The sequence below is a fragment of the Pseudomonas sp. Sample_22 genome (assembly GCF_004307635.1).
In the GTDB taxonomy this organism is placed as follows: Bacteria; Pseudomonadota; Gammaproteobacteria; order Pseudomonadales; family Pseudomonadaceae; genus Aquipseudomonas.
Window position 1 is genome coordinate 300,796 of record NZ_RCNY01000081.1, and the last position, 22,761, is coordinate 323,556.

The 22,761-nt window shown below is 60.2% G+C and carries 22 protein-coding genes; 10 read left to right on the forward strand and 12 right to left on the reverse strand.

Annotated features, from left to right (window positions below; translation table 11 throughout):
• Window positions 1–23: 23 nt before the first annotated feature.
• The 4 genes from D8U73_RS21205 (at window position 24) to D8U73_RS21220 (ending at window position 3,024) form a co-directional block, all read left to right on the forward strand.
• Window positions 24–644: a LysE family translocator gene (locus D8U73_RS21205; protein WP_056855577.1), complete on the forward strand. Its 621-nt coding sequence runs from the start codon at window positions 24–26 to the stop codon at window positions 642–644.
• A gap of 73 nt (window positions 645–717) precedes the next feature.
• Window positions 718–1,800, forward strand: a complete 1,083-nt coding sequence (locus D8U73_RS21210) for a bifunctional transcriptional activator/DNA repair protein Ada (RefSeq protein ID WP_130905692.1) — start codon at window positions 718–720, stop codon at window positions 1,798–1,800.
• Between the two features lie 36 nt (window positions 1,801–1,836).
• A complete protein-coding gene (locus D8U73_RS21215) occupies window positions 1,837–2,454 on the forward strand; it encodes a DNA-3-methyladenine glycosylase (protein ID WP_130905693.1) in 618 nt (205 codons plus the stop codon).
• Window positions 2,455–2,535: 81 nt separating this feature from the next.
• Window positions 2,536–3,024, forward strand: a complete 489-nt coding sequence (locus tag D8U73_RS21220) for a GFA family protein (RefSeq protein WP_056855579.1) — start codon at window positions 2,536–2,538, stop codon at window positions 3,022–3,024.
• 23 nt (window positions 3,025–3,047) lie between these two features.
• On the opposite strand, the gene miaE is transcribed toward D8U73_RS21220, so the two are convergent.
• Window positions 3,048–3,656 carry a tRNA isopentenyl-2-thiomethyl-A-37 hydroxylase MiaE gene (gene miaE / locus D8U73_RS21225; protein ID WP_056855580.1) on the reverse strand — a complete coding sequence of 203 codons (609 nt, stop codon included), beginning with the start codon at window positions 3,654–3,656 and terminating at the stop codon, window positions 3,048–3,050.
• Window positions 3,657–3,818: 162 nt separating this feature from the next.
• Here miaE and D8U73_RS21230 point away from each other — a divergent pair, with 162 nt between their 5' ends.
• Window positions 3,819–4,682 carry a universal stress protein gene (locus D8U73_RS21230; protein WP_056855581.1) on the forward strand — a complete coding sequence of 288 codons (864 nt, stop codon included), beginning with the start codon at window positions 3,819–3,821 and terminating at the stop codon, window positions 4,680–4,682.
• An 86-nt stretch (window positions 4,683–4,768) separates the two neighbouring features.
• On the opposite strand, the gene D8U73_RS21235 is transcribed toward D8U73_RS21230, so the two are convergent.
• A complete protein-coding gene (locus D8U73_RS21235) occupies window positions 4,769–5,239 on the reverse strand; it encodes a DUF1289 domain-containing protein (protein WP_056854460.1) in 471 nt (156 codons plus the stop codon).
• A 457-nt stretch (window positions 5,240–5,696) separates the two neighbouring features.
• Between D8U73_RS21235 and acnB the strand changes: the two genes are divergently transcribed.
• A complete protein-coding gene (gene acnB, locus D8U73_RS21240; RefSeq protein WP_130905751.1) occupies window positions 5,697–8,297 on the forward strand; it encodes a bifunctional aconitate hydratase 2/2-methylisocitrate dehydratase in 2,601 nt (866 codons plus the stop codon).
• Window positions 8,298–8,537: 240 nt separating this feature from the next.
• Here acnB and D8U73_RS21250 read toward each other — a convergent pair whose 3' ends face one another.
• Window positions 8,538–9,818, reverse strand: a complete 1,281-nt coding sequence (locus D8U73_RS21250; RefSeq protein ID WP_056854458.1) for a serine/threonine transporter — start codon at window positions 9,816–9,818, stop codon at window positions 8,538–8,540.
• Between the two features lie 378 nt (window positions 9,819–10,196).
• Here D8U73_RS21250 and D8U73_RS21255 point away from each other — a divergent pair, with 378 nt between their 5' ends.
• From D8U73_RS21255 to D8U73_RS21265, 3 genes are all read left to right on the forward strand, one after another.
• The gene (locus tag D8U73_RS21255; protein WP_130905695.1) at window positions 10,197–10,580 is read left to right on the forward strand and encodes a tautomerase family protein; all 384 of its coding nucleotides are present in this window, start codon (window positions 10,197–10,199) and stop codon (window positions 10,578–10,580) included.
• A 29-nt stretch (window positions 10,581–10,609) separates the two neighbouring features.
• Entirely contained in the window at window positions 10,610–11,218 is a 609-nt protein-coding gene (locus D8U73_RS21260; protein WP_130905696.1) for a TetR/AcrR family transcriptional regulator, read from the forward strand.
• Between the two features lie 155 nt (window positions 11,219–11,373).
• Entirely contained in the window at window positions 11,374–12,342 is a 969-nt protein-coding gene (locus D8U73_RS21265) for a 2-hydroxyacid dehydrogenase (RefSeq protein WP_056854455.1), read from the forward strand.
• A gap of 24 nt (window positions 12,343–12,366) precedes the next feature.
• On the opposite strand, the gene D8U73_RS21270 is transcribed toward D8U73_RS21265, so the two are convergent.
• The 9 genes from D8U73_RS21270 to D8U73_RS21315 form a co-directional block, all read right to left on the reverse strand.
• Window positions 12,367–12,660, reverse strand: a complete 294-nt coding sequence (locus tag D8U73_RS21270; RefSeq protein ID WP_130905697.1) for a DUF971 domain-containing protein — start codon at window positions 12,658–12,660, stop codon at window positions 12,367–12,369.
• On the reverse strand, window positions 12,657–13,619 hold the full coding sequence (locus tag D8U73_RS21275; RefSeq protein ID WP_130905698.1) for a HEAT repeat domain-containing protein: 963 nt from the start codon (window positions 13,617–13,619) through the stop codon (window positions 12,657–12,659). Before D8U73_RS21275 ends, D8U73_RS21270 begins: the two co-directional genes overlap by 4 nt.
• Entirely contained in the window at window positions 13,616–14,464 is an 849-nt protein-coding gene (locus tag D8U73_RS21280; RefSeq protein WP_130905699.1) for an ABC transporter ATP-binding protein, read from the reverse strand. The genes D8U73_RS21275 and D8U73_RS21280 overlap by 4 nt, the downstream gene beginning before the upstream one ends.
• Window positions 14,461–15,246, reverse strand: a complete 786-nt coding sequence (locus D8U73_RS21285; protein WP_056854451.1) for an ABC transporter permease — start codon at window positions 15,244–15,246, stop codon at window positions 14,461–14,463. The genes D8U73_RS21280 and D8U73_RS21285 overlap by 4 nt, the downstream gene beginning before the upstream one ends.
• A gap of 135 nt (window positions 15,247–15,381) precedes the next feature.
• On the reverse strand, window positions 15,382–16,788 hold the full coding sequence (locus tag D8U73_RS21295; protein ID WP_177435540.1) for an ABC transporter substrate-binding protein: 1,407 nt from the start codon (window positions 16,786–16,788) through the stop codon (window positions 15,382–15,384).
• A 250-nt stretch (window positions 16,789–17,038) separates the two neighbouring features.
• On the reverse strand, window positions 17,039–17,284 hold the full coding sequence (locus D8U73_RS21300) for a ferredoxin family protein (RefSeq protein ID WP_130905700.1): 246 nt from the start codon (window positions 17,282–17,284) through the stop codon (window positions 17,039–17,041).
• 27 nt (window positions 17,285–17,311) lie between these two features.
• Window positions 17,312–19,042: a fumarate reductase/succinate dehydrogenase flavoprotein subunit gene (locus tag D8U73_RS21305; protein WP_130905701.1), complete on the reverse strand. Its 1,731-nt coding sequence runs from the start codon at window positions 19,040–19,042 to the stop codon at window positions 17,312–17,314.
• Window positions 19,039–19,806, reverse strand: coding sequence for a GntR family transcriptional regulator (locus tag D8U73_RS21310; protein ID WP_130905702.1), 768 nt, complete (start codon window positions 19,804–19,806; stop codon window positions 19,039–19,041). The genes D8U73_RS21305 and D8U73_RS21310 overlap by 4 nt, the downstream gene beginning before the upstream one ends.
• A gap of 153 nt (window positions 19,807–19,959) precedes the next feature.
• The gene (locus tag D8U73_RS21315; RefSeq protein WP_130905703.1) at window positions 19,960–20,847 is read right to left on the reverse strand and encodes a Dyp-type peroxidase; all 888 of its coding nucleotides are present in this window, start codon (window positions 20,845–20,847) and stop codon (window positions 19,960–19,962) included.
• 255 nt (window positions 20,848–21,102) lie between these two features.
• On the opposite strand from D8U73_RS21315, the gene D8U73_RS21320 reads away from it, so the two are divergent.
• Window positions 21,103–22,728: an NADP-dependent glyceraldehyde-3-phosphate dehydrogenase gene (locus D8U73_RS21320; RefSeq protein WP_056854446.1), complete on the forward strand. Its 1,626-nt coding sequence runs from the start codon at window positions 21,103–21,105 to the stop codon at window positions 22,726–22,728.
• The last annotated feature ends 33 nt before the right edge of the window (window positions 22,729–22,761 follow it).

Below are 22,761 nucleotides of genomic sequence, written 5' to 3' on the forward strand. Positions count from 1 at the left end.
CTCTCGCAACTGGAACCTGCCCCATGGACCTCGCCACCCTTAGCCTCTTTCTCCCGGCCTGCTTCGCCCTGAACATGGCGCCCGGCCCGAACAACTTGCTGTCGGTCAGCAATTCGACCCGTTATGGCTACCGCACCGCTTGCCTGGCCGGGATCGGGCGCTTGCTGGCATTCGCCGCAATGATTGCCCTCGCCTCGGCGGGCCTGGCGGTGGTGTTGCAAACCTCCGAGCTGTTGTTCTACGGGATCAAGATTCTCGGCGCAGCGTATCTGTTCTATCTCGCCTGGCAGCTGTGGCGAGCAGATCCTGGGGCAGAAAGCCTGGTAACCGGTGCGCCGGTCGGCATGCTGGCACTGGCACGGCAGGAATTCCTGGTGGCGGCGGGCAACCCCAAAGCGATCCTGATCTTCACGGCATTCCTGCCGCAGTTTGTCGATTCGACCCGCGCCATCACGCCGCAATTTGCCGTGCTGGGCGCGTTGTTCCTGATGCTCGAATGGGTTGCTATCGCGGCCTATGCCTACATGGGTCTGCACATGCGCCGCTGGTTTGCCAAACCGTCGGGCAAACGGATGTTCAATCGCTGCTGCGCCGGTCTGTTGTCGGCGGCGGCGTCAGTTTTATTGCTGGCACGCCGCACCTGAGGAACGGGTGTGCGCGCAATTCTCTGTCGATTTTGCGGTGGAGGCTGTCGATGTCGCGCACTATGCTGGGCTCATGAACCTACAAACCACGCTTCTTCCGCCCCATGCCGAGATGGTCCGCGCCATGCTCGAACGCGACACCGCCTACGAGGGGGTGTTCTTTACTGCGGTCAAGACAACCGGGATTTTCTGTCGCCCCAGTTGCACGGCGCGCAAGCCTAAACCGGAAAACGTCGAGTTTTTCGCCCACGCCGATGAATGCTTGTCGGCGGGCTACCGCGCCTGCCTGCGGTGCAAGCCGCTGGACGCTGCCGCCATAGCGCCGGACTGGGTGCAGAACCTGCTCAAGTCGGTGGACGCCGACCCCGAGCAGCGCTGGACCGACGCCCAACTGCTGGCCGAAGGGATCGAGCCGCTGAAGCTGCGTCGCTGGTTCAAACAGCACTTCGGCATGACCTTCCACTCCTGGTTGCGCACCCGGCGCCTGGGCATGGCATTGGGTGGAATCAAACAGGGCGATTCCATCGACAGCGCCGCGTTCGACTCCGGCTACGAATCACTGAGCGGCTTTCGCGATGCCTTTCAAAAGTCGTTTCACATCACCCCGGGACGCGCCGCCAACAGCGAGCCCTTGTTGTTCACGCGCCTGACGACCCCGCTGGGGCCAATGATCGCCATGGCCGAACGTCGTGGCCTGGTATTGCTGGAGTTTCTCGACCGACCGGCGCTGACCCGGGAAGTCGAGCAATTGCAGCGCCGTTATGGCTACGCCGTGGCTCCTGGGCACAATGGGCATTTGCATCAGATCGAACAGGAACTGGCGCAGTACTTCGACGGCCAACTGACGCAATTCAACGTTGCGCTGCACCTGCCCGGGAGCGAGTTCAGTCGGCAGGTCTGGGCTGAGCTGGCACTCATTCCCTACGGCAAGACCACCACTTACGGCGCCATCGCGGCCAGGCTGGGCAAGCCCGGCGCCAGTCGTGCGGTCGGCCTGGCCAATGGACAGAACCGTCTTTCGATTGTGGTGCCTTGTCATCGGGTAATCGGGGCGGACGGCTCATTGACCGGCTATGGTGGCGGACAACCGCGCAAGGCGTTTTTGCTCAGACTCGAAAGCGCCGCCGACCAGATCACCCGGCAATTGGCTTTCTGATCGCAAGCCGTGTTCGTCAGTACGCAAGGATGATTGATGCCCGACCCCTATATGCCCGCCACGCAGTTCCTCGCGTCCATCGACGACGACTGGCGGCGCCATGTCGCCGCCGTTGGCCCGTGCCGGCATCAACCCCACGCCGCCCGTGATCCCTACGAATCGCTGGTGCGGGCAATTGCCTACCAGCAACTGCACGCCAGGGCCGGTGATGCGATTGTCGGGCGATTGTTGGCGTTGTTTCCCGGGCAGGCATTTCCTCGCCCTGAGCAGTTGCTCCTCACAGATTTTGAGCAAATGCGCAGTTGCGGCTTTTCCGCCAGCAAGATCGCGACCATCCAGGGCATCGCCCAAGCGGCACTGGATGGCGTGGTGCCGGATTACACCACGGCGCTGGCCATGGATGATGAAGCGTTGATCGAACGCCTGATCACCCTGCGCGGCGTGGGTCGCTGGACCGTTGAAATGCTGCTGATTTACAGCCTGGATCGACCGGATATCCTGCCGGCTGACGATTTCGGGGTCCGCGAGGGTTATCGCCGACTCAAAGGTCTGGACGTACAGCCGACGCGCAAACAGATGATCGAGATCGGACTGGCGTGGAGCCCTTATCGGACGGTCGCTGCGTGGTATTTGTGGCGGGTGGCGGGCAAATAGAGAAACTGCTCGCGACAGGCGCTACGATTCTGGTACCGGTCTAGGCTCAAGGGATAAACCCATGGCCTGCCGGAGGTCGCCATGCAACTCGAAGGTTCCTGCCATTGCGGTGCGGTGTCGTTCAGCCTGACCAGCGCCCACCCTTACCCTTATCAACGTTGCTACTGTTCGATCTGCCGCAAGACCCAGGGCGGTGGCGGCTATTCGATCAATATCGCCGGTGACGCCAACAGCCTGAAAGTGCGCGGGCGCAAGAACATCGCGATTTACCATGCGCTGCTCAAGGGCGACGGCGAAAAACGGGCGCACCGCAGCACTGCCGAGCGCCATTTTTGTTCGGTTTGCGGCTCGGGATTGTGGCTGTTCAGCCCTGAATGGCCGGAACTGATTCATCCGTTTGCGTCAGCCATCGACACACCGCTGCCGGTGCCGCCGGTGCATACGCATTTAATGCTCAGTTCGAAAGCGTCCTGGGTCGAGGCAGAGGTCGAACCGGGTGACAAACAGTTTGATGTTTATCCCGAAGAGTCGATTGCCCAATGGCATGAACGGTTGGGGTTGAGTGGCTGAGTGTCAGCGGTGCGATCTTTTGATTATGCGGCTACCGGCACGCCGCTGTGGAACCGGAACTCCACATCCGCCGACTCGATAAGCGCCTGCTCGGCGGCGCGAACCCTGTCGATCACCTGGGCAATGTCCTTGGCATCCCCGTACTGGTAAGCCAGTTTCAGATATCCCTGGAAGTGCCGGGCTTCGCTTTTGAGCAAGCCGAAATAGAACTTGCCCAGTTCTTCGTCCAGATGCGGTACCAATGCCTCGAAACGCTCGCAACTGCGGGCTTCGATGAACGCGCCGACCACCAGCGTATCGACCAGTTTCACCGGTTCGTGACTACGCACTACTTTGCGCAGGCCCGACGCGTAGCGCCCGGCGGACAGCTGACGCAGTTCGATCTTGCGCTTTTTCATCAAACGCATGACTTGCTCGTGATGCACCAGCTCTTCACGGGCAAGCCGTGACATCATATTGATCAGATCGACGTGGGAGTGATATTTGGCAATCAGGCTCAGCGCGGTGCTGGCAGCCTTGAACTCGCAATTCTTGTGGTCGATCAGCAAGGTTTCCTGATCGGCCAGCGCGGCCTGGACCCAGCCGTCAGGGGTGCGACAGCCAAGGAACTCGTGAATTTCGGGAAGGATCATGTGGCCCACGGGATAAAAGGTTCAAAACGAAGGGCGCCGATTATACCGGCCTGTCGGCAGACCACCAGACACCGACCGTTGATATGCATCAAGTCGCTGAATGCCGGGCAGCAACTATAGTTGTGCAACGCCATGCTTATTCATTTTCAGGAGATCCCGATCATGCAAGCCATTCGCAGCATTCTGGTGGTCATCGAGCCCGAACATTCGGAAAGCCTGGCACTCAAACGAGCCAAGTTGATTGCCGGGGTAACGCAGGCGCATTTGCACCTGTTGGTATGCGATCCCAAGCATGATCACAGCGGCATGCTGGGGGTGCTCAAGGCCGCATTGCTGGAGGACGGCTACAGCGTCACCACCGAACAGGCCTGGAATCAGAGCCTGCACGAAACCATCGTCGATGTGCAGCAGGCCGAAGGTTGTGGCCTGGTGATCAAGCAGCATTTCCCTGACAGCGCGTTGAAAAAGGCACTGCTGACCCCAGCAGACTGGAAATTGCTGCGCCACTGCCCTACGCCGGTGCTGCTGGTGAAGACTTCAGGTTCGTGGAAGGACAAGGTGATTCTGGCGGCCGTCGACGTCGGCAACACCGACCCCGAACACCGTCACCTGCACAACACCATCATCGATTACGGCTATGACATCGCCAGCCTGGCCAAAGCGCATCTGCACGTCATCAGCGCCCATCCCTCGCCGATGCTGTCGGCGTCCGATCCGACGTTGCAGCTCAGCGAAACCATCGAGGCGCGCTATCGCGAGCAATGCAGGGCGTTCCAGGCGGAGTTCGACATCGACAACGATCACCTGCACATCGCCGAAGGGCCGGCGGATGTGTTGATTCCGTTCATGGTGCACAAGCTGCAGGCGGCCGTGACGGTGATAGGCACGGTGGCGCGTACCGGGTTATCGGGGACGCTGATCGGCAATACCGCGGAAGTGGTGCTGGATGCGGTGGAAAGCGATGTACTGGTGCTCAAGCCTCAAGAGGTCGAGGATCATCTGGAAGAGATTGCAGCAAAGCATTGAGAGGTGTCGCGTCGGTTAGATCGTCTTCGCGGGCAAGCCTCCCGCCTACAAAACCTGTAGGAGCGAGGCTTGCCCGCGAAGCTTTCTCAACCGCCAAACGCGTCCTTGAGGAAACCCGGGGCGATATAGCGCTGATAATGCGCCTCGGACAGCAGGAAAAACTCCCGGTCGATTGCATCGCGCAATTCCGGCAGGTTCCAGTCGCGGAACTCCGGCAGCAACACCATGCCATAGGCTTCCAGGTTGTTGATGACCCGTGCGCCCCGCGCGATCAACTGGTAAGCCCAGCAATATTCCGACTGATGGGGCACAAAGCGGATCTTGCGTTGTTCCAGCTGGGTTCGTAGCAGCGCCGGGTCGAAAATCTCCACCTTGGCAGCCATTACCTGGGACAAAAGCTGCTCCAGACGCAACCACACCGCGCGCTTTTCTTCCTCGTTGTAACCGTTCCAGTGAATCACTTCATGGTGGAACCGCTTGCAGCCACGGCACACCAGGTCACCGTAGACAGTGGAGCAAAGGCCGACGCACGGCGTCTTGATAGTCTGATTGGGCATAGGTAGGTAAAACGCGAAAAAGCAAAACAGGCCGGCATGTTAGCCCTTTGTCTGATATTCATCACCCCTCAAAGTTGAAGGGTCAGGGGCAGCGCACCTTTGCCGGGCGTCACCACCAAAGTCCAATAAACCCTGACTTACCTTTAATTTTTTTTTGCCGTAGAATCAGCCTGCCTTTTTAGGCGCCAATGTCCGTTAGAAGCTGTTTTCAAAGCGTCACGAGCACAGTCGTTCCTTCAGAGCGGTGTTGGCGAGGGGTTTTTCCAGCGGGGAAAAGCCCAACGCCAACCCTCATCAGCTCCCGTTCTGCAGGCGTAAAACTTTGAAAGCAGCTTCTGTAAGGAATTGTCGGTAATTCTGGCTAAGTGGCTCACAACGCCATGCAGCGCATGAGTACGGCAATTTCGGGATGAGCGTCCCGGACACCCATTTGGGACCACTGATGAGGGTAATAACTGTGCTTGAAGCCTACCGCAAACATATCGAAGAGCGCGCAGCACTGGGTATCGTTCCCCAGCCGCTTAACGCCGAACAAACTGCAGGCCTGGTCGAGCTGCTGAAAAATCCCCCGGCTGGCGAAGAAGCATTCCTCGTTGACCTGATCACCAATCGCGTTCCGCCTGGCGTGGACGAAGCCGCCTATGTCAAGGCCGGTTTCCTGTCTGCCATCGCCAAGGGCGAAGCCAAATCCCCCCTGATCGACAAGAAGCGCGCTGTAGAACTGCTCGGCACCATGCAGGGCGGCTACAACATCGTGACCCTGGTCAACCTGCTGGACGACGCCGAACTGGCGCCAGTAGCCGCCGAAGAACTCAAGCACACCCTGCTGATGTTCGATGCCTTCCACGACGTCGCGGAAAAAGCCAAGAACGGCAACGTTCACGCCAAAGGCGTACTGCAGTCCTGGGCTGATGGCGAGTGGTTCAAGAACCGCCCGACCCTGGCCGACAAGATCAGCCTGCGCGTGTTCAAGGTCACTGGCGAAACCAACACCGACGACCTCTCCCCTGCTCCCGACGCCTGGTCCCGCCCGGACATCCCGCTGCACGCCCTGGCCATGCTGAAAATGGCTCGCGACGGCATCGTGCCTGACGCACAAGGCGTCACCGGCCCAATGAAGCAGATCGAAGAAATGCGCAATGCCGGCTTCCCTATCGCCTACGTCGGTGACGTGGTCGGTACCGGTTCTTCGCGTAAATCGGCCACCAACTCCGTTCTGTGGTTCTTCGGCGACGACGTTCCGTACGTGCCGAACAAGCGTGCCGGTGGTTTCTGCTTCGGCAGCAAGATCGCTCCGATCTTCTACAACACAATGGAAGATGCCGGCGCACTGCCAATCGAATTCGACGTTTCCAACATGCACATGGGCGACGTGATCGACCTGTACCCGCATGCCGGCAAAGTCTGCAAGCACGGCACCGACGAAGTCCTGACCACCTTCGAAATGAAAACCCCGGTGCTGTTGGACGAAGTTCGCGCCGGCGGCCGTATTCCGCTGATCATCGGCCGTGGCCTGACCGAGAAGGCTCGCGCCGAACTGGGCCTGCCACCTTCGGACCTGTTCAAGAAGCCCGAAGCACCGGCTGAAAGCACCAAGGGCTATACCCTGGCGCAGAAAATGGTCGGCAAGGCTTGCGGCGTGACCGGTATCCGTCCGGGCACCTACTGCGAACCGAAGATGACCACTGTAGGTTCCCAGGACACCACCGGTCCAATGACCCGTGACGAACTGAAAGATCTCGCGTGCCTGGGCTTCTCGACCGATCTGGTGATGCAGTCCTTCTGCCACACCGCGGCCTATCCAAAGCCGATCGACGTGACTACCCATCACACCCTGCCCGACTTCATCATGACCCGCGGCGGCGTTTCCCTGCGTCCGGGCGACGGTATCATCCACTCGTGGCTGAACCGCATGCTGCTGCCGGACACCGTGGGTACCGGTGGCGACTCCCACACCCGTTTCCCGATCGGCATCTCGTTCCCTGCCGGCTCCGGTCTGGTTGCGTTCGCCGCGGCCACCGGCGTCATGCCGCTGGACATGCCAGAGTCGATCCTGGTGCGCTTCAAAGGCAAGCTGCAACCGGGCGTCACCCTGCGTGACCTGGTTCACGCCATCCCTTACTACGCCATCCAGAAAGGTCTGCTGACTGTCGAGAAGAAAGGCAAGAAAAACGCCTTCTCCGGCCGAATCCTGGAAATCGAAGGTCTGGAAACCCTGACCGTCGAGCAGGCATTCGAACTGTCCGACGCCTCGGCCGAACGTTCGGCTGCCGGTTGCACCATCAAGCTGTCCAAAGAGTCGATCGCTGAATACCTGAAGTCGAACATCACCCTGCTGCGCTGGATGATCGGCGAAGGCTACGGCGATGCGCGTACCCTGGAACGTCGCGCTCAAGCGATGGAAGCCTGGCTGGCCAACCCTGAGCTGCTGGAAGCGGACAAAGACGCCGAATACGCTGAAGTCATCGAGATCGACCTGGCCGACGTCAAGGAGCCTGTACTCTGCGCGCCGAACGACCCGGACGACGCCCGTCTGCTCTCCAGCGTTGCTGGCGAGAAGATCGACGAAGTGTTCATCGGTTCGTGCATGACCAACATCGGTCACTTCCGCGCCGCCGGCAAGCTGCTGGATCAGGTCAAGGGTCAGCTGCCAACTCGTCTGTGGCTGTCGCCGCCGACCAAGATGGACGCTCACCAGCTGACCGAAGAAGGCTACTACGGCATCTACGGCAAAGCCGGCGCTCGTATGGAAATGCCAGGCTGCTCGCTGTGCATGGGTAACCAGGCACGTGTAGAGCCGAACTCGACTGTCGTATCGACTTCGACCCGTAACTTCCCGAACCGTCTGGGTGACGGCGCGAACGTCTACCTGGCTTCGGCCGAACTGGCGTCCGTGGCTTCCATCCTGGGTCGCCTGCCGACCGTCGAGGAGTACATGGAATACGCTGGCAAGATCGACAGCATGGCGGCCGATGTCTACCGCTACCTGTCCTTCGACCAGATCGCCGAGTTCCGTGAAGCGGCTGCGAACGCCAACATCCCGGTCGTTCAAGCCTAACGGTGTAACGCAATGAAAAGCGCCGCCCATCGTGAGATGAGCGGCGTTTTTTTATGCCTGAAGAAATGTGGGGTTTCACTGTGATCGTTCCCACGCTCCGCGTGGGAATGCAACCCAGGACGCCCCGCGTCCCTTTCGAGAGCTGGAACGCGGAGCGTCCCTTGAGGCTTTCCCACGCAGAGCGTGGGAACGATCAAAAACTGTTCTTCGCGGGCAAGCCTCGCTCCTACGCAGGATGTGTCAGGCGGTCAGGGAGTAGATCAACGCCGTAATCGCCACCAGGCCCACCGCCGTCACGAAGACGTTGGACGCCTGCCCGCGATAACGCGCCATGGCCGGCACTTTGCGGATCGCGTACATCGGCATCAGGAACAGGATCGCCGCGATGACCGGGCCGCCCAAGGTTTCGATCATGCCGAGAATACTCGGGTTGAGCGTCGCTACGATCCAGCACACCACCAGCATGAACGCTGCGGTCATGCGGTCCAGGGACTTGGCAGACGGCCGCTTGCCACTCTTGACGATCAGGCCTTTGAGGCCTTCGCTGGCGCCGATGTAATGGCCCAGAAACGACTTGGAAATGGCCACGAAAGCAATCAACGGCGCCGCGAAGGCGATGGTCGGGTTGCTGAAGTGGTTGGCCAAGTACGACAGAATGGACAGGTTCTGCGCCTTGGCTTCAGCCAGTTGCGCTGGCGACAGCGTCAGCACGCAACTGAAGACGAAGAACAGCACCATCACCACCATCAACAGATGGGCGCGGGACAGGATCTGCGAACTGCGCTCCTCGGCGTGTTCGCCATAACGGCGCTTCTGGTCAACGGCGAACGCCGAGATGATCGGCGAGTGGTTGAACGAGAACACCATCACCGGAATCGCCAGCCACAAGGTGTGCAACAGCGCGGATGGCGCAGGCACTTGGCTGGCGGTGGCGAGAATACCGCCGTTCCAGTGCGGAACCAGGTACACCGCCAGAAACAGCAGCGCAACGATGAACGGATAGACCATCAGGCTCATGGCCTTGACGATCATCTGCTCGCCGCAGCGCACCACCGCCAGCAGGCCGAGGATCAGCACCAGCGACAATACCGCGCGCGGTGGCGGCGTGATGTGCAATTGATGCTCAAGGAAACTGCCCACGGTGTTGGTCAGCGCCACGCTGTAAATCAGCAGGATCGGGAAGATGGCGAAGAAGTACAACAGCGTGATCAACGCGCCGGCCTTGATACCGAAATGCTCCTCCACCACTTCGGTGATGTCGGCACCTTCGCGACCGGACAGCACGAAGCGGGTCAGGCCACGGTGTGCATAGAACGTCATCGGGAACGCCAGCAGCGCCAGGATCAGCAACGGCCAGAAGCCGCCCAGACCTGCGTTGATCGGCAAAAACAGGGTGCCTGCACCAATCGCTGTGCCAAACAGGCCCAGCATCCACGTGGTGTCTTGGCGATTCCAGCTCGACAGCGTCGCAGGGGTCGTTTCTACATAGCGTTTGTTGACGCTATTGGCCTGATCATTCATCCGGTGGGATCTCCACATTCCGGTCACTTGCCACCCGGCCAGAACGCGTCGGAATACCCGACAGGCAGCGCTCTGACCGAAACAGGGGCGCGATTGTCCGGGATTAGTGAACAGAAGCAAAGACTTAGGTGAGGAACGGTGGTGCCAAGTCGAAGAGAGTGGTCGACGCACCCCCTGTGGGAGCTGAGCTTGCTCGCGATGGCAATGTAACTACTGACATCAATGTTGAATGTGATTGCGCCATCGCGAGCAAGCTTGGCCCTACAAGTTGATTCGCAGTATCACCACTGCATTTCACCCCCAGACGACGAACCGACCTTGATAAAGGTCTGTCGTCATGTATTTTGAATACACCTGTATCCTTTCTGGAGTCTGCCCATGCCACTGGTTCGCGTCGACATCAAAAAACAGCAGGATCCCACTTACGCCAAACGTATCGGGCAGTTGATCTACGCCGCTTTGCGCAGCGCCATCGACGTGCCGGAAAACGATAACTTCCAGATCCTCAACGAACACGATGAGCAACATTTCATTTTCGACCCGCAGTACCTGGGCATCCAGCGCACCGATAACCTGGTGATCATCCAGATCACCCTGAGTGAAGGGCGAACGCTGGAGAAAAAGAAACTGCTCTATAAAACCATCGTCGATGGCCTCAATGCACAACTGGCGGTGCGCCCGGAAGATGTTTTCATTAATCTGGTGGAAGTGAAGAAAGAGAACTGGTCGTTCGGCAATGGCCTTGCCCAATACGCCCTCTGATTTTCAAACCTGCTAATGGTGAGTGCCTGATGCCCCGAGTTTCCCGCAAGCAAGCCGACCTCAACCGCGAAATCATTGTCGAGGCTGCCACACGGCTGTTTCGCGAGCGCGGCCTGCATGGCATCAGCGTGGTCGATGTAATGGCGGCCGCCGGCCTGACCCATGGCGGGTTCTACGGCCACTTCGAATCCAAGGAAGCGCTGGCCAGGGAGGCCAGCGAGCGGGCATTCAAACAAGTAGGAGCGCGCTGGCGGGAATGGGCCGCCTCCGGCGAAGACAAAGCCTCGGCGCGCCGGGCTTTGATTGAACCCTACCTGTCCGTCCAAAGCCGCGATAACCCGGGCGACAGCTGCCCCGTGGTGGCCTTCGCCGCGGACATCTGCCATGAGAGCGCTGAAAGCGGCTTGCGCGAGCCGTTCATGGACGGCCTTAACAGGCTGCTCGACGCCTTCAGCCAACTGATGGAATCGGCTGATCCCGGCGAAAACCGCAAGCAAGCGCTGGTGCAGTATTCGATGATGGTCGGCGCCCTGACACTCGCCCGCGCTACCCGGGGCGAAGCCCTTTCTGATGAAATCCTCGAAGCGACGTGCAGTTTTCTGACCGCAGCGAAGCCCGATACGCCTCCTGCCGCGTGAAATCCCACGACAATACCCTCGCAGGCTTCCCAAGCTCCTACACTCATCAACGCGGCTGCGCGGACGGGCAGCTTTGGTCATTGCCAAATCGCTCCGCAGCCAGCAATCTCAAGTGACGTTCGAGCCCGATTCTGCGATGCACACAGGAGCCAAGCATGCCCGCAACCGTTCTGGTACTGGTTGAAACCATTAATGATTACCTGCCCATCCTCGAACATCAGGGCTTTCACCTGATCCTCGCCCCGACCCCGGCCGAACGCGCCGCCGCCATTGCCCGACACGGCGGCCAGATCGACGCAGTGCTGACCCGCGGCCCACTCGGTCTGTATGCCGACGAAATAGCCGCCCTGCCCTCGCTCAAGATCATCTGTGTGATCGGTGCCGGCTACGAACATGTCGACCTGCAGGCAGCGGCCAACCGTTGCATCACCGTGACCAACGGTGCCGGCGTCAATGCCTCATCAGTGGCTGATCACGCGATGGCCTTGCTGTTGTCGCTGGTGCGCGATGTTCCGCGCTGCGACGCTGCCGTGCGCCGGGGAGAATGGCCAAAGATCATGCGCCCTTCCCTGGCTGGCAAACGCCTGGGCATTCTCGGCCTGGGCGCCGTCGGCATGGCCATCGCCAAACGCGCCAATGCCGGCTTCGACATGAGTGTGTGCTACCACAACCGCCAGCATCGCAGCGACGTGCCCTACACATTCTGCTCGACGCCCAGCGAACTGGCACGGGCCTCGGACTTTCTGATCGTCGCCGCGCCCGGCGGGCTTGGCACTCAGCACCTGGTCAACAGGCAAGTGCTCGATGCACTCGGGCCTAATGGCTTCCTCGTCAACATCGCCCGGGCAAGCGTGATTGTCACCGCGGACCTGATTACCGCACTCGAACAGCGGCGGATCGCCGGTGCCGCGCTGGATGTCTTCGATAACGAACCTCAGGTTCCGGATGCGTTGAAAAATCTCAACAACGTGATCCTCACGCCCCACGTTGCCGGTCTTTCACCCGAGGCGACCCAGGGTACGGTGGAGCTGGTGGGCAAGAACCTGCAGGCGTTTTTCTCCGGGCAACCGGTGCTGACGCCCATCGAGCTACCCCTGCCGACCGCCATCCAGCACGCTCACTAAGGCTCCGCTGGCGAAGACAAATCCTCAACCCCCCGCAGCGTACGACGGGAGTTGCGCCAGGTAAGGCCATGGATAGATCCCCCGTTCGTGGCCGTCGCTGAACACCAGTTGCAAGCCATAGCCCTGAGCGTTCAACCCGAGCACCTGAACACGGGCGTCGACCAGCGGCAGTGTGCCCTGCAAGCGAAACGCGCGACATTGCGAACACGGGCATTGGCGGCGCAACAACGCGTAATCCAGCCACTGCTCGCGGCCGTCGGGCCAGCTCAGATGCAGTTGCTGTTTGCTCCGGGAATTGGCAACGGCCAGCGGGCTCATTGCAATTGACTCAGGGCAATGCGCACCGCTTTGCGCACTTCCGGGTCGCCGTCGTCTTGCGCAGCCAGCAAGGGGGCGATTGCACCGCGTTCACTCAGCTCACCCAGCGCCAGTGCAGCCTCCTTGCGCAGATTGCTGATGCGATGGCCCAGGGTTTCGATCAACGCGTCCAGCGCCGGTGCATAGCGCAGTCGTCCGAGGCTGCGGGTGGCACGCAGCCGCACTTGCCAGTAATCGTCAGTCAAGGCCTCGACCAGTGCCGCTCCTGCATCGACGTGCCCGACCTTACCCAGCGTTGTTGCGGCTTCCTCGCGCACTTGCCAGGCCTGATCCTGCAGGGCGATGCGCAAGGCTGGCAACACTTGCGCATCGCAGGCCAGGCCGAGAGCGCCCGTGGCGGCGCGGCGGACTTCGGTGTCCGGGTCGTCGCTGGCCAATTTCGCCAGGGCCGGCAAGGCATCGAGCTGTTTGAGCCAGCCAAGCACGCCGACCGCTTCGCGACGAACGCCGGCGTCTTCATCGTTCAAGGAGACTGAAGCCGCCGCAGCGGCATCGGGAAAGCGCAATTCGCGCAAAGCCCTGAACGCGGCGATGCGCACGCTGATGTCCGCATGCGCGGTCCACGGCAGTATCACCCGGCCCGCCGCCTCGCTCTTGAGCAGGCTGAGGCTTTGCGCGGCGGCAGCCTGTACCGCCGAGGATGGATCGGTCAGGGCCTGGCACAACGCTTCGACCACAGGCTCGTCCTCCCAGGCTTCAAGCAATCGCGCGGCTTCGGCACGAACCTCTGCGGTCGGGTCTTGTGCCAGACGATTGACCAGCCACAGCAAACCGTCCGGTTCTTCGAGATCGGCCAGTTCGATCAAGGCAATTCTGCGCACGCCAGGATCTTCATCCGTCAGGCGCGGTTGCAGGGCGAGAATGTCGTCGTTATCAGTTACGGAAAATAATGAGGTCATAGGGCAAATCGCGGCAGTTTGTTTTGAGGAGGCAATCCGAGGGGGTTCAGGCGCGGTAGCTGCCGACCGTCTTCGTGACGCAGGAGTTCGAGGCAATGACGCTTCAAGCGGGAAAATTCGGGGCTGGTCACCAGCTCGGTGGTCCGTGGCCGTGGAAATTCCAGGCGCAGGTCTTCGATGATGCGACCGGGACGCGTGCTCATGACCAGCAAGCGATCAGCCAGGAACAACGCTTCGTCGATGTCGTGGGTGACAAACACAACCGTGGTGCGGATCCGTGTCCAGATGTCGAGCAGCAGTTCCTGCATGTTCAATCGGGTCAAGGCATCGAGGGCACCGAAGGGTTCGTCCATCAGCAGCAGGCGCGGACGATTGACCAGCACCCGAGCGATCTCCACCCGCTGCTGCATACCGCCAGACAGTTGATCCGGCCAGCGATCGGCGAAACCTTCAAGGCCGACCAAGGCGAGGATTTCATCGGCCGCCCGCTGCCGCTCCGCTTTGCCGACGCCGCGCATTTTCAGGCCGAAAGCAACGTTGTCTCGCACTGTTCGCCATGGAAACAGGGTGTGCTGCTGGAACACCATGCCGCGCTGGGGTGATGGTCCGCAGACTTTGGCACCATCGACGTTGAGCGTGCCGGTCCGCGGTTGCAGGTGACCTGCCAGCGCGCCGAGCAACGTCGATTTGCCGCAACCGGACGGCCCGAGAATGCACACGAACTGACCCGGTTCGATCTGACACTCCAGACCCTGCACGGCTTCGAAGGCCGCCTTGCCCTCGCCGAGGCTGATCGACAAGTCACGTATATCGATCCGCCCTTCAGGATGTTGAAAAACGCTCATGAGGCTTTTCCTCGTGGTCGATGCCAAGGCGTGAACAACCCGCCCAGGCGCTTTATCAGCAGGCTGCTGCCCATGCCGAGCACGCCGATCAGCAACATGCCGACGACGATGTCGGGGTAGTTTTGAATGGTGTAGGACTCCCAGGTGTAATAACCGATGCCGTACTGGCCGGAGATCATTTCTGCGGTCACCAGGCAGAACCATGAAGTGCCCATGCCGATGGCCAGGCCGGTGATGATGCTGGGCGCGGCGCCCGGCAAAATCACCTCCAGCAAAATCGCCCGGCGCCCTGCCCCAAGGCTTTTCGCCGAGGCAATCAGCCGTGGGTCGACACCTTCCACGCCGTGCACGGTGTTGAGCAGGATCGGGAACAAGGCACCGGTGAACGTGATGAACACCATCGACAGTTCAGACGACGGAAACATCAGGATTGCCAGCGGAATCCACGCCACCGCCGGGATTGGCCGCAGCACTTCCAGCGGTGGCAAGAGCAAATCCTCAGCCCATTTCGAGCGGCCGATGGACAGCCCCAGAGCAACGCCGACGATCAACGCTGCGCAGTAACCGGCGAAGACCCGGCTGAGGCTGCTGCTCAAGTGACGAGCGAGCTTGCCGGAATCACCCAGCCCCAGCGCCGCCTCAACAACCGCCCCCGGGGTCGGCACGTTGGCGAAGGTTACCAGGCCGAGATTCCAGTGGTGGCTGGCGGCGAGTTGCCAGAAAAGCAGGCAAAACAACAGCGAGGCGACTCGGGGGAGCCAGCGTAAACAGGGTCCGTACACAATATTCCCTCTCACTTGAAAACCTGTGGGAGCTGGCTTGCCAGCGATTGCAGAGTGTCAGTCGACATCGGTATCGGCTGGTCTGGCCCCATCGCGGGCAAGCCCGCTCCCACAGGGGATTGCGGCGTTTTTGGGTTAGCGAACAGCCACAGCCTGCGCGGTGGCATCGGTGAAATCGAAAACCTTGCCGCCTTGGGCGCTGGCGAACTGCTGGGCCTGGCCTTTGAGCAGGAACGCGCTGAGGCGCCCGTTGGCATCGCTGGCGAACCACGCCTGATCCGCCAGCAACTTGATCCCGCTGTCGCTGGCCTGGGCATACACCGCGCGGATGTTTTTGCCTTCCTGCTTGAGGCTGGCCAATGCGCTGAACGCCGCTTGCGCCGAGGCGTACTGGCGGACTTTCGGCTCACCGCGCACCCAGATTTCCGCCACGTGGCTGAAGTCGGTGATGGCTTTGCCGGTGGACGCATCCGTTGCAGTGAGCGGCGCCTGCGCGTAGTTCGCCAGTTGCGCGGTGTAGTCCAGGTTCGAGGCCTTGAACGCAGCGCGGATGTACTGATCGTCAATGAAGGTGTTCAGATCCAGACCGCGATCGGCTTTCTTCAACAGTTTGAGCGTATCGATGGCCGTGCCCACCGCCTGGCGGTATTCCGGTTTCCAGCTCAGGTCGCGGGTTTGCACGCCCAGAGGGCCGTGGAACAGGTAATTCACCTCGGCATCGACGCCAGTGACCTTGGCGATCAGCTCGCTGTATTTCTCGGGCTCAGCGGCAAGCAACTGATTGGCCTCGATGCTGGCGCGCAGATAGGCGACGACAATTTCCGGGTACTTTTTCGCATAGCTCTGGTCGACCAGTGCGCCATGGAACGTTGGCGCTCCGGCCTGGGAACCGTCGTAGATCTTGCGCGCGAAACCGCGGCTCGGGAACAGTTCGGCGAACGGTACGAAGTCGGCATGGGCGTCGATCTTGCCCGCCTGCAACGCAGAGCCGGCGACTTCCGGCGGCTGGGCGATGATGTTTACGTCCTTGAGCGGGTCCCAGCCCTGGGCGGCCACGGCGCGCAGCAACATGCCATGGGCGGTGGAGGCGAACGGCACCGAAATGGTCTTGCCCTTGAGCTCCGCCAACGACTGCACGCCTGATGCACTCGGCACCACGATGCCGTTGCCACTGCCTTTGGTGCTGCCCGACAACACGCTGATGAACAGGCTGTGCTTGCCCGCTGCTTCAAATGCCACGCCATTGAATGAGCCCGGGAAATCGGCCATCGCGCCGAAGTCGAGTTTGCCGGCGACCATCTCATTGGTCAGTGGCGCGCCGCTGGTGAAATTCTTCCACTGCACCTCGTATTTGGCATTCTTGTATGGGCCGTCGTGGGGCAAGTATTTGTCCAGCAGGCCGAGTTCGCGGATCAACAGACCACCGGCGGCGCAGTTGATGGTGGTGTCCTGAGTGCCAATGGCAATGCGGATGGTTTCGGCCGAGGCCGACAAGGTGAATGACGCCAGTACCAGACCGGCCAACGCTGCACGCAACATCATGAGTGTTTCCCCTCGAATCATTTATTGGATGTTCGTCTCCGCCACGATCTGGGCGTGGTGGGAAACGAGGGGTGTTGTGGATCAGGCGTCCGGTGGTTGCCGGATGGCTTTGGGTTGTCTGTGGCGGACGCATCGCTGGCAAGCCAGCTCCCACAAAGTTCTCTATTGCCAGCGAAATCTGTGTCCCACTGCAAAGCCCTGTGGAGCGGGCTTGTCGGGTCGACGCATCGCAGCGATGGCGTTCTTTCAGTCAGCGCAATAAGTAAGGGATTTCAACTTTCACCGCCCCGGTCGGGCAGTCCTTTTCACAGGGCATGCAGTACCAGCATTCATCGAACGCCATGTAGGCCTTTTGGGTGGCCGGGTTGATTGCCAGAAGGTCCATCGGGCAAACGTCAACGCACACGGTGCAACCTTTGTGGGCGATGCAAAGCTCTTCATCGACCGTGACCGGCGCGTTGGAGCGGAAGAAAATTTCCTGGGGTTGATAGGCCATTTTTCGAACTCTCTCATAGGGACGGCGTCACGCCGCATCGGCACCGACCCGCAACCGGTCGTAGGCCTGCATTTCTTCGGCACCCAGCGGGATGATGTAAGGCTCGACGGCTTTCTTGAAACTGGTCATCCGACCGTCATCGCCCTTTTTCAAGTGGCAATGGCAAAACCAGTCGCTGTCGTTGCGCTGCGGGTGATCGACCCGATAGTGGTAAAGCCCCCAGCGACTTTCGGCACGAAACAGCGAAGCCCTTGCAGCCATTTCCGCGCAGTCGCGGATCATGCTGACTTCCATGGCGCGCATCAGTTCGTGGGCGTTGTGGGCCTTGATCTGGTCGAGGTCGCGCTGGATATCGCTGAAGCGTTGCAAGCCGATCTGCATCTTCTTGGTCACTTTCGGCGGCTGCAGGTAATCGTTGACGAAGCGGCGCAGCTTGTACTCGACCTGAGCCGGTGGCAGTCCATGCTCACGATCCAACGGCGCGTAGACCCGTTGTTTTTCGCTTTCGATCTGCCGGGCATCCAGCACAGAGAACTCGCGATCAGCGACGAAATCCGCCGCGTTGTTGCCGGCAAACCAGCCGTAGGTGAACGCGCCGAGCATGTAATTGTGCGGCACGGCGGCCATGTCACCGGCCGAGTACAAGCCCTTGACCGACGTCTCGGCCTTTTCGTTGACCCACACCCCGGACGCCGAATGCCCACTGCAGAAGCCGATCTCGGAAATGTGCATTTCGACCATCTGCGTGCGGTAGTCGGTGCCGCGATTGGCGTGGAACTGTCCACGACTCGGGCGCTCGTTGCTGTGCAGGATCTCTTCGATGTTCTGGATGGTTTCCTCGGCCAGGTGATCGAGTTTGAGGAACACCGGCCCATTGCCGCTTTCGAGCTCCTGGTGGAACTCCCACATCATCTGCCCGCTCCAGTAGTCGCACTCAATGAAGCGTTCGCCCTTGTTGTTGGCGGTGTAGCCCCCCAGCGGACCGGTGACGTAGGCGCAGGCCGGGCCGTTGTAATCCTTGATCAACGGGTTGATCTGGAAGCACTCCAGGTTCGCCAGTTCAGCCCCGGCGTGGTAGGCCATCGAGTAGCCGTCGCCGGCATTGGTCGGGTTTTCGTAGGTGCCCATCAGGTAGCCCGAGGACGGCAATCCCAGGCGCCCGGCGGCACCGCAGGCGAGGATCACCGCCTTGGCCTTGATCACATGAAAATCAGCGGTGCGGCAATCAAACCCCATCACGCCGTTGACCGCGCCCTCTTCGTCCTTGAGCAACCGGGTGCACACCAGGCGATTGGTGATGCTCACCCGCGCCCGTTTCAACTGGCGATACAAGACCTTCTTGATGTCGTGACCTTCCGGCATCGGCAACACGTAGGCGCCCATGTGATGGACTTTTTTCACCGCATAGTCGCCGGTTTCGTCTTTCTCGAACTTCACCCCCCAGCGGTCCAGTTGCTCGATGGTTTCGAAGCTGTGGGTGGCGTAGGCGTACACCGCCGCCTGGTTGACGATGCCATCGTTGGCAATGGTGATTTCCTTGGTGTACTGCTCCGCTGTCGAGTGGCCGGGAATGATCGCGTTGTTCAGGCCATCCATGCCCATGCTGATCGCGCCGCTACGCTTGACGTTGGCCTTGTCGACCAACAACACCCGCAGATCACGGTTGCGTTCCTTGGCCTTGATCGCCGCCATTGGGCCGGCGGTGCCGCCGCCGATGACGACGATGTCGTATTCCTGTTCGAGGGTCTTGCGACTCATGCCTGCTCCCCTTTTTGCCGGTCGATCCGCAGGCGGTACTGGAACGCATCGCCACGGTAATAAAGGTGTTCAAAGTCCACGGGGCGCCCCTGGGCATCGTGGGTCAGACGCTCGATGCGCATGATCGGCGAGCCAGGTTCGACGTTCAGCGCCTGGGTCAAGTCGCTGTCGGCCAGCACAGCATCAATCGCCAGATCGGCGTGCCCGAGGGCCACGCCGCAGTCGTTTTCGAGGATCAGGAAAATGTCGCGGGTCACCAGATCCGCCTTCTCCAGGCGCTCACCGATGGCTTTGGGCAGGTAGGTGATTTCCAGCGAAATCGGCTCACGGTTGATCAGCCGAACGCGCTTGATCTGCGCCACGGTCTCGCCTTCGGCGACCTGCAATCGCTCAGCCACCAATTTATCGGCGGCGATGAACTTGAAGCTGCGCAGGCGGTTGATCACCTCGTAGCCGCGACCGGTCATGGACTCGGCCAGGCCTTGCAGCGTGCTGACGTTCTGGAAGGTTTTCGGCTTGGCAACGAAGGTGCCCTTGCCGTGGATCTTGAAGATCAACCCTTCCTTCTGCAGATCACCGAGGGCCTGGCGCACGGTAATTCGGCTGACTTTGAACAGCGTGCCGAGTTCGCTTTCCGACGGCATCTGGCTGTCTTGCGGGTATTCACCGTCAAGAATGCGGGCGCGCAGTACGTCACGCAGTTGGGTGTGCAGCGGGATACTGCTGTTGGAAAGAGGGCTGAGAGATAGAACGTTATCGGTCATCAAGATCACTTGTTATAACGAGTTATGACATGATCTTAGAGAGTCGCCGTTCCTCTTGAGAAATACTGTTTACGCATAAGGTTAGAAGTGCACTGGCGCAGGGCATTGTGGCGCCTTGTCCCAGCGCACCACGTCGATCATGCCCTGCGGGGATCAGCCGATGTGCAATGCACGCAAGTCCAGTCGGCCGTCTTGCATTGGCGGGCACCAGTAGTAGCCCCCGGTGATCGGTCGGCTGATGCGGTACAGACCATCAGTAATGCCGTCTTCCAGGCCGCTCATGCGACGCAATTGGACTTCGAAAGCGTCGAGGGAAAAACCGAAGGCAAGGAACATCAGGCCAGCGCGTTCGTCTTCAATCCATGGCATCGAGCGACGGACCACGAACGCTTCGGGGGCGAAGCTTTCCTGAGCGGTGCGCTTGACGTGGGCAGAGATCGGCGCGTCATCGAGCTCTTCGTTATCGCTCAAGCGGCGACCCATGATGTCGTCCGTTTCATGGGACGCCATTGCGTGAAAACGCTTGAGGTCATGCTGCCATTGCTGGATCGCGGCGAAACTGCCGCCCACCGTCCCTTCAGGGCCGTCGTTTACCAATGCGGCAGCCGCAGCGGCCTCGTCGCGAGGGTTTTCCGTGCCGTCTTCGTAGCCGGTCAGGTCATGGCCGTCACGGTGACGAAAGCCTTCAGTCACCTGCACCAGACGCAGAGCCGGTGCCAGCGCGGCTTCAAAGGCGTTGCTGCGATTGAGCAATTCGCCACGGTCAGTACCGTGCAGCCAGCACCACAGCGCCTGCTGCGTCGACGGATTGTCGACACCGACACCGGTCAACGCAGGAAACGCTCGCAGGCCCTGGATGTGGCCATTCAGCGCCTTGAGCAGCGACTCACCAAAACCCACCACTGCCGATTTGCCATCCACCAGTTGCAGCAGCTTATCCAGCGCCGCCGGCAATTGTGCGGCGGATTCCAGGGCGAAGAACATATGACGGGCGTGAGGTGGAACGGGGGTGGCGAGAATGCCCGGCTGGTAATGACTCATATGAACTCCTTGATAAAGATCGCGAAGTTTAACCGCAGCACCGGCCGTTGTGTGCTCCGAGGTCAAAAGTTGCATTTCTAGATCCGGCCAAAGCGGTCTACGCTTGAGGCACAAGAACCCGATCCCAGCCCCTCTATTCTGCCCATCAGCGCTCGATTGTCTTAAAAAACCAGCTCATTAAGGCGTATAACCTTTGCAGCGATTTCCGAACGGCAAGCCATCAGCATTGGCTGACATCTCACACGGGGTAGCGACATGAGCACAGCAGATCTCCTCGGCAACCTGTTTCCCGAGGCCGGCAGCATCCCGGAAAAATACCGTCTCGACGGTCCGACCGAGCAGCGCGAATACCTGGTCGACGGTGTCCTGAAAACCTGGCCCGGTGCCCTCGCCCAGGTCCGCAGCCCGGTGTACCTGAGCGGGGCCAATGGCGACGAACAAGTGATCCTCGGCAGCACGCCACTGTTGGACGCCGACACTGCTTTGACCGCTCTGGACGCCGCCGTCCGTGCCTATGATCGCGGCCAGGGCCTGTGGCCGACGATGCGGGTGGCCGAACGCATCCAGCACGTTGAAGGCTTTCTTGCGCGGATGCGGGAGCAACGCGACGCCGTGGTCAAATTGCTGATGTGGGAAATCGGCAAGAATCTCAAGGACTCGGAAAAAGAGTTCGACCGCACCTGCGACTACATCGTCGACACGATCAACGCACTCAAGGAACTCGACCGCCGCTCCAGCCGCTTCGAACTGGAACAGGACACCCTCGGCCAGATCCGCCGCGTCCCGCTGGGCGTGGCATTGTGCATGGGGCCTTACAACTATCCGTTGAACGAAACCTTCACCACGTTGATTCCGGCGCTGATCATGGGTAACACCGTGGTGTTCAAACCGGCGAAACTCGGCGTGCTATTGATTCGCCCGTTGCTCGAAGCCTTTCGCGACAGCTTCCCCGCCGGGGTGATCAACGTGATCTATGGCAGCGGTCGGGAAACCGTCAGTGCGCTGATGGCCAGCGGCAAGATAGACATCTTTGCCTTCATCGGTACCAACAAAGCCGCCAGCGACCTGAAAAAACTCCATCCAAAACCTCACCGCTTGCGTGCGGCACTGGGGCTGGATGCAAAGAACCCCGGCATCGTCCTGCCGGAAGTGGACCTGGACAACGCGGTCAACGAAGCAGTTACCGGCTCCCTGTCGTTCAACGGCCAGCGCTGCACCGCGTTGAAAATCCTGTTTGTCCACGAGGATGTGGTCGATGCTTTTATCGAGAAATTCAACGCCAAACTCGCCACCCTCAAACCCGGCATGCCTTGGGAAAGCGGTGTAGCCCTGACGCCTTTACCGGAGTCAGGCAAGGTCGACTATCTGCATTCGCTGGTGGCCGACGCCGTCAACAAAGGCGCTAAGGTGGTCAACCCCAATGGTGGCGCAGCCCGGGCGTCTTTTTTCTACCCCGCCGTGCTGTACCCGGTGACACCGCAGATGCGCGTTTACCAGGAAGAACAGTTCGGCCCGGTCGTACCCATCGTGCCCTATCGACATCTGGACACCGTGATCGATTACGTCCTGGAATCGGACTTTGGCCAACAGTTGAGTATCTTCGGCACCAACCCGGTGGCCGTTGGCCGTTTGGTAGACACCTTTGCCAACCAGGTCGGGCGCATCAATCTCAATGCCCAGTGCCAGCGCGGCCCGGACACTTACCCGTTCAACGGGCGCAAGAACTCCGCCGAAGGCACCTTGTCGGTACATGACGCTTTGCGGGTGTTTTCGATCCGCACGCTGGTGGCCACCAAATTCCAGGAGACCAACAAAGACCTGATCAGCGAGATCATCAGTGGTCGCAGTTCGAGCTTTTTGACCACCGACTACATCTTCTAAGTAGGCTGAGTCTTACTGCCAGCGCTGGTGCAA